The organism is Sphingomonas sp. DMC8 (genome assembly GCF_056314185.1).
On the sequence record NZ_JBQUYV010000005.1, the window covers coordinates 337739 to 347493 of the forward strand.

Here is a 9755-nt window from a genome sequence, read left to right on the forward strand (position 1 = left end):
GGCGATCTCGATCCCGGCCCCGGCAGTGTCGTCGTCAGTCCTGAAAGGCGGCGCTGTCGTGCTCAGAGCGGGTCTCCGTGATCAGGGGTAGGGGGTGCCGGCAATCCAGCAGCCAGCCGGCTGCAGATCCGTGGTTAGCTGTACCCAGTCGGCATGCAAGCCCGGCGTCAGCGCGCCACGCTCGTGCGACAGGCCCAGAAAGGCGGCCGGGTTGGTAGCGGCCATCGCCGCGGCATCGCCGTGCGACAGGCCCAGCCGGGTGACGGCATTGCGGAACGCCCCCGTCATGTCCAGCGCTGACCCGGCCAGCGTACCGTCCACGCCCAGGCAGCGGCCGTCTTCGACGCGGATATGCTGGCCGTGCAGGTCGAACTCGGTCACGTCGGCACCGACGCAGGGCATCGCGTCCGTCACCAGCAAGAATCGGTCATGTCGCCGCGCCCGGAGCGCAATGCGCAACACCGCGTCATGGACGTGGAAGCCATCGGCGATCAGGCCGCAATAGACGCTCTGGTCGTCCAGCGCCGCGCCCACCACGCCGGGGGCACGGTGCAGCAGCGGCGACATGGCGTTGAACAAATGGGTGACCCCGGTCATCCCGGCAGCAAAGGCCGCAGCAGCGGTCGCGTAATCGGCATCGCTATGGCCGATGCTGAGCAGCACGCCTGCGGCATGGAGCCGGCGGATGTCCTCGATCGAAACCATTTCCGGCGCCAGCGTCAGCAGCACCTTGCCGCGACGCGGGCGAGTGAGCAGTTCGATCAGACCTTCGTCCAGCCGACGGAACTTGGCCGGATCGTGGATGCCCTTGCGTGAGGTGCTGATCACCGGGCCTTCGATGTGCACGCCGATGCAGCCGGGAACGCCTGCCTCGATCGCGGCATCGCCGGCGTCGAGCGCACGGGCGATCGCTTCCGGAACGTCGCTGATCAGCGTCGGCAGGAAGCCCGTGGTGCCGAACCGTGCATGCGCAGCGCCGATGGCGGCGATACCTTCGACGGTGGTGGCGTCGTTGAACAGCACGCCGCCGCCGCCATTCACCTGCACGTCGATAAAGCCGGGTACCAGCCAGCCACCGTCCAGATCGACCACCTCGCCCGTGGTGGCGCCGGCATCGACGCTATCGATGCGGCCATGGGCGACCGTGATGCTCGCCTGGGGCAGGATGCCCTCCGGCGTGACGATATTGCCGTTGACGAAACGGAAGGCGCTCATCGTGTCTCAGTCACCTTGCGCAGATAGAGCGGCTGGTCGGGATCGTTGCCACGAGCGATCGAGAGCGCGTTGACCATCGGATAGAAGCTCTGGATCATCAGGATCGGCTCGATCGCGGGATGCGCTGCAATCGTCGGGAGCTGCGACGCCGCGGCCTCACGGGCATCTGCCAGGCACACAGCCGCGCCGCGTTCGGCAAATTCGGCTGCCGCGCTGCGCACGCTGTCGCCCGCATCATCGGAGCTGGCAAAGGCCAGCACCGGAAAGCCGGCGCCGACGATCGCCATCGGGCCGTGGCGCACTTCCGCCGCGCTGAATGCCTCGGCATGCAGGCCGCAGGTTTCCTTGAACTTGAGCGCGGCTTCCTGCGCGACGGCGAAGCTGTATCCGCGGCCGATCACGAACAGGTTGGTCGCTGCGACCAGCTTTGCCTTTGCGACGCTCCAGTCGAGCGCGGCGGCGGTTTCGAGCTGCTCGGGCAGCAGCGCGAGCGCCGCCGCCAGGTCCGCATCCTCGGTCCAGGCGGCTACGAGCGCGGCCAGCCCGGCGAGCGACGCGATATAGGATTTGGTGGCGGCGACCGACTTTTCCGGCCCGGCCTTCAGGCCGATGCAGCAATCGGCGCGTTCGGCGAGCGGCGAGGTCTCGTCATTGACCAGCGCGACGACATAGGCACCGGAGCGCTTGTGCGCTTCGACCGTCGCCAGCAGGTCGGGGCTGCGGCCGCTCTGCGAAATGGCGATGCACAGTGCTTGCTCCGCCGCGACCGGCGCCGCGAATACCGATGCCACGGACGGAGCCGCCGATGCGACCGGCAGGCCCACCAGTGTTTCGATCAGATACTTGCCATAGGTTGCGGCGTGATCGGACGAACCGCGTGCGCAGGTGACGACAAGTGCGGGCGGCGCAGCGCGGAGCCGCGCACCCAGCGCGTGGAAGCTATCGGCATTGGCCTCCAGCAGGCGGCGCACCGCTGCGCCGGCTTCGGCCGCTTCGCGATGCATCAACGTTGCCGACGCATCCTTACGCTCGCCCTGTTCCACGATCATTCCCGAGTTCCGCTCCATACGGCGCTGATACACCGGTAGCGATAAGTTACATATTGGTATTGTTCAAGGGCAAGTTTCAGGCATGGATCATTTCGCGCAGTGCCCGGACCGTGGCGACATCGGTGACGCGGCGTACATCCGCCTGAAACCCGAAGCTGCGCTCGCGCTCGCCGATCGTTGCGGCGGGGCGGCGGCAGGAGGCGTGGACGGCGCGAACGCCCGTCGCGAGGATGGCGGGCAGGGTGGTACTATCGACACCGCTGCCTGCCATTACGGTGATGCTCTTGCCCCCCTGTCGCTGCAGCATCGCCAGCGTTTCGGTCGCGTCGACGGCACGCGGCTTTCCGCCCGAGGTCAGCACATGATCGAAGCCCAGCGCCATGGCTATGCCGAGCGCGTCGCTGATGTCGGGGCAAAGGTCGATCGCGCGGTGAAGCGTCAGGCCAAGCGGCCGACCGCGCGCCTCACCCTGCGCGCGGGCATAGATCGCCCAGGCGGCGAGCAGCGCCTCATCCAGCCGATATTCGGCGGTGTTGGCGCCGATAACGACGCCGTCCAGCCCGGCTTCGGCAGCGAGGCGGATGTCTTCGGCCACCAAAGCCGCTTCCTGCGGGCCGTAGCGGAAATCGCCCTCGCGCGGGCGGGCGAGCAGCCGTACCGGCACCGGCGCATCCGCGGCGAGGCGCACCAGCGATTCGGGCGGCGTCAGCCCGCCCAGCGAGAGCGCGGCGCAAAGCTCGATGCGGTCGGCCCCTCCGGCGATAGCGGCTTCCAGACCGGCGGCGTCTTCCACGCAAATTTCGAGCAGGGGACGCATCCGGGCAAAAACTCCTATCCCGTTGTGGTTCTACAAAAGTCCTATCGCGCCGGGATGGCGCTTGGCAATCACGCCACGCCGAAAGTCCATCCCTCGGTGCGGGCAAGGTGCGGCGTCAGTGCGGCGGGCGCCCAGAGCAATTCCTGCCCTGCCGCCACGCGCAGCCAGGCAGCGCTCAGCATAGCGTCGGTAGCATGGTCATCATAGCGGCGAAGCGGCGCATGCGGCGCCGATCCAAAGGCTGCCAGCATCCTGTCCAGCGTGGCGGCATCGCGGATTTTGGAAACGCCCTTGCGCATCCCTGCCTGCCGCGCCGCAAGCGCGGTGTAGATTTCCACCAGCACCGGGCCGTGCTCCGGCAGCGGATCGAACGGCCATAGCCCGATCTTGCCCCGCAGCCGGTGGAGCACGCGCATGCCGGTAAGGCTGGATTTGCCCACCTGGCTGGCGCCCACCAGATTGAAGCAGCTATAGGGAGAAAGCGCCATTGCCGCCTGGCCATGCTCGCACAGGCGGAACCGGCCGCGACCGCCGGGGAACCTGTCGCCGCAATCGCCCATCTGGCGGAAATGCCGCCGTGCCTCCGGATGCTGCACGAAGCTGGTCGCAGCGAGATGGTCGTCTCCCGCGCACAGCCGCTCGACCAGCGCCCAGAGCGCAGGCCCGTCCGCTGGGCTCTCCGCCCAGCCGGGGAAATAGCTGTCGGCATCGACGAAGGGGAAGGCGGGGGAAAGATCGAGGCCGATCAGCGCGCGCGTGCCCGATGCGGCAAGTTTCTCAAGAAAGGCGAGGATGTCGGCACGCGACCAGTCGCCGTCGATCAGCACCGGCGCCGCATCGCCCGCGCGCGCATGCGCCACCGCCAGCCCGCGGGGCCGCTCGACCGCCTGACCCGACCAATCGATCGCGATGAAATCGGTGAAGATCAGGGGCGCTCTTCCATTCCGGCAGCCCGCCGCTGCGCCTTTTTGGCGCGGTCCCACCAGGCGCGGCGGATATAGAGTTCGATGCGTTCGCGCGCCGGGGTGCCGTAGCGAACGAGCAGCATCGGGAAATTGCGATAATGGTCGGTCTGCCAGAAGGTCTCGGGCTCCGTTTCGAGCAGCAGAACCTTCTCGTCCTTTCGGACCATCAAACCGAAGCTTCCGGGTTCGTGGCCGGGCGAGGCCAGCCCCTTGTCGTTGAGTTTGGGGCAGGGCCTGTTCCACCAGGAGCCCATCACCACGTCCGGCAACTCGCAGGCAAAGGCGCAGACATCGTCCCAATCATCCATCGCGCCTTTTCTCCCGCATCTCTGCCCACCAGGCGAGCCGCTCGGCCACCCGCTTCTCGTGGCCGCGGTCGGTGGGGGTGTAGAAGGTCTGGGGCTCCATTTCCGCCGGCCAGTAATTGTCGCCCGAAAAGCCGCCGTCGGCGTCATGGTCATAGGTATAGCCCTGGCCATAGCCGATCGTCTTCATAAGCTTGGTGGGCGCATTCAGGATGTTCTGCGGCGGCATCAGCGAGCCGGTTTCCTTCGCCACCTTCCACGCTGCCTTCTGCGCCTTGTACGCGGCGTTTGATTTGGGGGAGGTTGCGAGGTAGAGACATGCCTGAACGATCGCCAGTTCGCCTTCGGGCGAGCCGAGGAAATCATAGCTATCCTTGGCCGCGATGCATTGCACCAGCGCATTGGGATCGGCCATGCCGATATCTTCCACCGCCATCCGCACCAGCCGGCGCAGCACATAGAGCGGCTCTTCGCCCGCGGTCAGCATGCGGGCGAGATAATAGAGCGCCGCCTGCGGATCGGAGCCGCGCACCGATTTGTGGAGCGCGGAAATGAGGTTGTAATGCCCCTCGCGGTCCTTGTCGTACACCGCCATGCGGCGCTGCAGGAAGCCTGACAGTGCGGCGGGATCGAGCGGCGCCTCGAACTGCACCGAAAACAGCGTCTCGGCCTGGTTGAGCAGGAAGCGCCCGTCGCCATCGGCGCTCGCCACCAGTGCCGCGCGCGCTTCGGGGGTAAGCGCCAGGGGGCGCCCCTCCAGCGCCTCGGCACGGTCGAGCAGCTTCGCCAGCGCTTCCGGCCCCAGCCGGTGGAGGATCAGCACCTGCGCCCGGCTGAGCAGCGCGGCGTTCAGCTCGAACGACGGGTTCTCGGTCGTCGCCCCGACCAGCGTAACCGTGCCGTCCTCGACATAGGGCAGGAAACCGTCCTGCTGGGCGCGATTGAAGCGGTGAATCTCGTCGACGAACAGCAAGGTGCGCTTGCCGAGCCGGGCATGGTCGCGCGCTTCGGCGAACACCTTCTTCAGGTCCGCCACGCCTGAAAAGACGGCCGAAATCGGCACGAACCGCAGCCCCACCGCATCGGCGAGCAGCCGCGACATGGTGGTCTTGCCCGTCCCGGGCGGCCCCCAGAAGATGATCGAGCTGAGCCGTCCGGCCGCCACCATCCGCCCGATCGCGCCTTCCGGCCCGGTCAGATGTTCCTGCCCGACGACTTCGTCCAGATGCTGCGGGCGCAGGCGATCGGCGAGCGGGCCGCCGGTGCGGTCGTCGGCGGGGGCGGGGGACTCATGGGTGGCAAAAAGGTCGGCCATCGGGCGGTAGATAGGCCGGTGCGCGGCAATTTGCATCCCGCCGCTTGATCGCGCGCAAGGCCGGGGTGGCGGCGGCGGTGCAGGTTTCCGTAATTCCGCTCCCCTCCCGCAAGCGGGAGGGGAGTGATTGCGCAAAGCGTATGCCGTGAGCAGAAGGGAGTCACCACATGGACTGCGACGTCATCATCGTGGGCGCCGGGCCGGCCGGCCTGGCCTTTGCGCGCTCGCTCGACGATTGCGGGCTGAACATCGTGATGCTCGAACGGATGCCGGCCGACGCGCTGGCCGCGCCCCGCTTCGACGGGCGCGAGATTGCGCTGACTCATGGTTCGCAGCGAATCCTCGCGCAGCTCGGCGCCTGGGCGCACATTCCGGTGGAGGAGATCGCCCCGCTCCGGGCGGCGCGGGTGATGAACGGCAATTCGCCCTTCGCACTCAATTTTGACGCAGGTGGCGCGGAGGACGGGCAGCTAGGCTATCTGGTGCCGAACCACCGCATCCGTGCCGCCCTGTATGAAGCGGTAAAGGGGCAGGCCGGCGTACGGCTGATCACCGGCGCCGAGGTGGTGCATGCCCGTTCGGGCGCGACCGGCCCGCTGGCAGAGGTGCTGCTCGCCTCGGGCGAAATCGTGCGCGGCAAGCTGCTGGTGGTGGCGGATTCGCGGCTGTCCCATACGCGCGAGAGCCTGGGCATCCGCGCAGACATCAACCCGCTCGGCCGGTCGATGATGGTCGTGCGCGTGCGCCATGAAGTGCCGCACGACAGCGTTGCGCTGGAATGGTTCGATCACCGCCAGACGCTCGCGCTGCTGCCGCTCAATGGGAACATGGCCGGGGCCGTGCTGACGCTGCCCGAGGAAGCGGCGCGGCGGGTGGCGGCGTTCGACGATGTCGCGCTGGGCCGCGACCTTAGCCGGCGTTTCCGTCAGCGGCTGCGCAAGATGGAGGTGGTCAGCAGTCGCCACGTCTATCCGCTTGCCACCACCTGGGCGCATCAGTTCGTCACCGGCCGCGCCGCCCTGATCGGCGACGCTGCGGTCGGGATGCATCCGGTGACGGCGCATGGCTTCAATCTCGGCCTCAGCGGGCAGGCGCTGCTCGCCGCCGAAGTGCGGGAGGCGGTACGGCGCGGGCTCGATCCGGCGACACCGGCCGTACTGCGGCGGTTCGAAAACGGCCATCGGGCGGCGTGCAAGCCGCTCTATACCGGCACCAATTTGCTGGTCCGCCTGTTCACCGACGAGCGGCCGACGGCGCGGATGATGCGCCATGCCGTGCTGCGGCTGGGGGCTGGGCTGCCCTTTGTCCGCCCCACCGTCCGGGCGATGCTGACGCATTGAGCTAGGGGGTTCTCCGACGGGGGACGTCTACAATTTCCCCTCCCTGCAAGGGAGGGGCCAGGGGTGGGTCCGCCGCCGTGAGGCGGCGGGACTCGCTGACCACAAGAAGCAGAGTCTTTCGGAGCGCGCAGACGCGCGCACCCACCCCCGGCCCCTCCCTTGCAGGGAGGGTAGCCAAGAAGTGGTGCAGATGGAAGGCGAGGGCCCTATGAGCAGGGTTGGAATCTTTTCCCCTTGCACAAATGCTTTCAAGATATATCTTGTGCGCATCACGACTCGTACAAGAGAGGCAAATTTCATGTTTTTCCATTTTTCCCACCATGGCCATCACGGCCATCATCATGGCCGGCACGGCGGCCCGCGCGGGCGCGGCGGCTGGGGCGAGGAGTTTCCCGGCGGCTTCGGCATGGGCTTTGCCATGGCCGGTGAGCGCGGCCGTGGCGGACGCGGCGGCCGGCGCATGTTCGGCGGTGACGAGCTTCGTCTGATCCTGCTCAAGCTGATCGAGGAAGCACCGCGCCACGGCTATGACCTGATCCGCGAGATCGAGGCGCGTTCGAACGGCGCTTATGCGCCCAGTCCGGGCGTCGTCTATCCCACGCTCACCATGCTCGACGATATGGAACTGATCGAGGAGCAGAAGAGCGAAGGCGCGAAGAAGCAGTTCGGCATCACCGAAGCCGGCAGCGCGCATCTGGCCGAACATGCCGAGGAAGTCATCGCGCTGTTCGAGCGGCTGGCGGAACTGGGCGAGCGCCATGCCCGTACCAGCGGCGGCCCGGTGCGCCGCGCGATGCACAACCTGAAGACCGTGCTGATGGCGAGCGCCGCCGATGGCGAGGGCGATCCCGAGCGGCTCCATGCCATCGCCGAGATCCTCGACGAAGCCGCCCGCAAGATCGAACGGCTGTAAGCAACCATGCCACGGATCGAGATGTTACGTCGCCGCCTGGGGCTCACCCCGGCGGCGGCCAGGGAGAAGAAAATGACGAGCGTTCCATTCACCAGCCATGCGCTGGTTTCGACCGACAAGGCCAGCCGCTACCTGCAGCAGCTGTGCAAGCACTGGCAGCACAATCTGCAGGTGGAATTCACGCCCGAGAACGGCACCGTGATCTTTCCTCGCGACGCGCGCGGCATGGATTTTCCGGGCGATGCCGTGGTGACGTTCAACGTCGTGGAAACCGGGCTCGACATTCGCATCGACGCCAGTGCGGCAGAGCAGCTGGAGGGGCTGAAGGGCGCGGTTGCCCGCCACCTCGACCGCTTTGCCTTCCGCGAGGGCGAGCTGCAGTACGACTGGCAATAAGCGACGGGGCTATTTGCCCCGGCGTGCCATCACGTCCAGATAGCTGTCGAGTACCGACTGGTTGACCTTGTCCCACACATAGGCCTGCGCCTTTTCGTGCCCGGCTTTCCCCGCTGAGGCAGCGAGTCCGGGGTCGCGGATCAACTGGGCGATGGCGTCGGCATAGGCCTGCACGTCGCGCGGGGGCACCAGAAAGCCGTTGACGCCATGTTCGACCAGGTCGATCGCGCCTGTCGCGCGTGCCGCCACCACCGGCACCGCGCAGGCCATCGCCTCTGACGTCACATTGCCGAACGTTTCGGTAACGGAAGGGTTGAACAGCACATCCATCGACGCGACCGCGCGGGCCAGATCGTCGCCGCGCTGGAAGCCGGCGAATACCGCCTCCGGCACCCGGTCGGCAAACCATTGCCGCGCCGGGCCTTCGCCGATCACCAGCACGCGGTGCGGCACGCCCTGGCGCGCCAGCGTGTTGCAAACCGCCGCGAAGATATCGAGGCCCTTTTCCAGCACCAGCCGGCCGAGGAAACCGACCGCGAACTCGTGATCCTGGATGCCCAGCGAGCGCCGCCATTCCAGGCTGCGGCGCGCGGGGTTGAAACGGTCATGGTCCACGCCGCGCGACCAGATGCGCACCGGCGTTTTCACGCCCCAGCCGCGGATCAGGTCGGCCGTCGATTTGCCCGGCGTCACCACTTCGTCGACCCGGTTGTAGAAGCGCGTCAGGATATTGATGATCAGCGGCTCGACAAAGCCGAGATGATAATAGGCGGGATAGGTCTCGAACCGGGTATGGAACGAGGCGACCGCCGGAATGTCCCGCTGTCGGGCCCAGGTGACCGCGCGGTGACACAGGAACTCGGGCGCCGAGACATGAATCATGTTCGGCGCGAACGCTTCCAGATCCTCGCGGATGCTGGCGGGCAGGCCGGTGGCGAACTTGTATTCGGAACGGCCGCCCGGCACCGGCCAGGCCGGTACGCTCACCAGATCGCCTACCGGCGGAAAGGCCGGCGTGCTGGTGGTCGGCGAGTAGATGCGCATGGTGACGCCTTGCCGCAGCAAATAGCCGACGAGCTTGTTGAGCGACTGGTTCGCACCGTCGCGAACATAATTGTAATTGCCGCTGAAGAGCGCGACACGAAGATCGGATGGCTGCATTTGCGGGAGGGGCATAGTCGGGCGCGGGGCATGGGGCAAGCGCCGGGGGGGCACTCGCTACCCCGTAGTCGGCTTCTGTATTCCCCTTCCGCTTGCGGGAGGGGTTAGGGGAGGGGCCGACCGGCTACGCGCTTCTTCCCCGTCGCGGGGGGGGGGGGGGGGCCCCCCCCCCCCCCCGGGGGCGGGGGGGGGGGGGGGGGGCGCGCGCACCGCCTCGCGGAGCGGGAGCGCGGGCGCCACCCCCCCCCCACGCCCCCGCCCCCCCCCCCCCCGCGGCCC

10 protein-coding genes are annotated in these 9755 nt (G+C 67.5%); 3 read left to right on the top strand and 7 right to left on the bottom strand.

Annotated elements, in window-relative coordinates; genetic code table 11:
* Window positions 1-81: 81 nt before the first annotated feature.
* The 6 genes from nagA to ACT53K_RS12690 all read right to left on the bottom strand — a co-directional run bounded on the left by nagA (window position 82) and on the right by ACT53K_RS12690 (window position 5666).
* Window positions 82-1215, bottom strand: a complete 1134-nt coding sequence (gene nagA / locus ACT53K_RS12665; RefSeq protein ID WP_476229022.1) for an N-acetylglucosamine-6-phosphate deacetylase — start codon at window positions 1213-1215, stop codon at window positions 82-84.
* The gene (locus ACT53K_RS12670; RefSeq protein WP_476229023.1) at window positions 1212-2264 is read right to left on the bottom strand and encodes an SIS domain-containing protein; all 1053 of its coding nucleotides are present in this window, start codon (window positions 2262-2264) and stop codon (window positions 1212-1214) included. The genes nagA and ACT53K_RS12670 overlap by 4 nt, the downstream gene beginning before the upstream one ends.
* 76 nt (window positions 2265-2340) lie before the next feature.
* Window positions 2341-3081, bottom strand: coding sequence for a copper homeostasis protein CutC (locus ACT53K_RS12675; RefSeq protein ID WP_476229024.1), 741 nt, complete (start codon window positions 3079-3081; stop codon window positions 2341-2343).
* Between the two features lie 68 nt (window positions 3082-3149).
* Window positions 3150-3947 (bottom strand): hypothetical protein, encoded by a 798-nt coding sequence (locus ACT53K_RS12680; RefSeq protein WP_476229056.1) that lies wholly within the window; start codon window positions 3945-3947, stop codon window positions 3150-3152.
* Window positions 3948-4006: 59 nt separating this feature from the next.
* On the bottom strand, window positions 4007-4354 hold the full coding sequence (locus tag ACT53K_RS12685; protein ID WP_476229025.1) for a hypothetical protein: 348 nt from the start codon (window positions 4352-4354) through the stop codon (window positions 4007-4009).
* Window positions 4347-5666 carry a replication-associated recombination protein A gene (locus tag ACT53K_RS12690; protein WP_476229026.1) on the bottom strand — a complete coding sequence of 440 codons (1320 nt, stop codon included), beginning with the start codon at window positions 5664-5666 and terminating at the stop codon, window positions 4347-4349. The genes ACT53K_RS12685 and ACT53K_RS12690 overlap by 8 nt, the downstream gene beginning before the upstream one ends.
* 167 nt (window positions 5667-5833) lie before the next feature.
* Between ACT53K_RS12690 and ubiM the strand changes: the two genes are divergently transcribed.
* The 3 genes from ubiM to ACT53K_RS12705 all read left to right on the top strand — a co-directional run bounded on the left by ubiM (window position 5834) and on the right by ACT53K_RS12705 (window position 8315).
* Complete coding sequence (gene ubiM / locus ACT53K_RS12695) at window positions 5834-7006, top strand: 5-demethoxyubiquinol-8 5-hydroxylase UbiM (RefSeq protein ID WP_476229027.1); 1173 nt, start codon at window positions 5834-5836, stop codon at window positions 7004-7006.
* Between the two features lie 298 nt (window positions 7007-7304).
* Window positions 7305-7919: a PadR family transcriptional regulator gene (locus tag ACT53K_RS12700; protein WP_476229028.1), complete on the top strand. Its 615-nt coding sequence runs from the start codon at window positions 7305-7307 to the stop codon at window positions 7917-7919.
* A gap of 72 nt (window positions 7920-7991) precedes the next feature.
* The gene (locus ACT53K_RS12705) at window positions 7992-8315 is read left to right on the top strand and encodes a DUF2218 domain-containing protein (protein WP_476229029.1); all 324 of its coding nucleotides are present in this window, start codon (window positions 7992-7994) and stop codon (window positions 8313-8315) included.
* Between the two features lie 9 nt (window positions 8316-8324).
* Here ACT53K_RS12705 and ACT53K_RS12710 read toward each other — a convergent pair whose 3' ends face one another.
* Window positions 8325-9476, bottom strand: coding sequence for a glycosyltransferase family 4 protein (locus tag ACT53K_RS12710; RefSeq protein ID WP_476229030.1), 1152 nt, complete (start codon window positions 9474-9476; stop codon window positions 8325-8327).
* Window positions 9477-9755 lie beyond the last annotated feature (279 nt).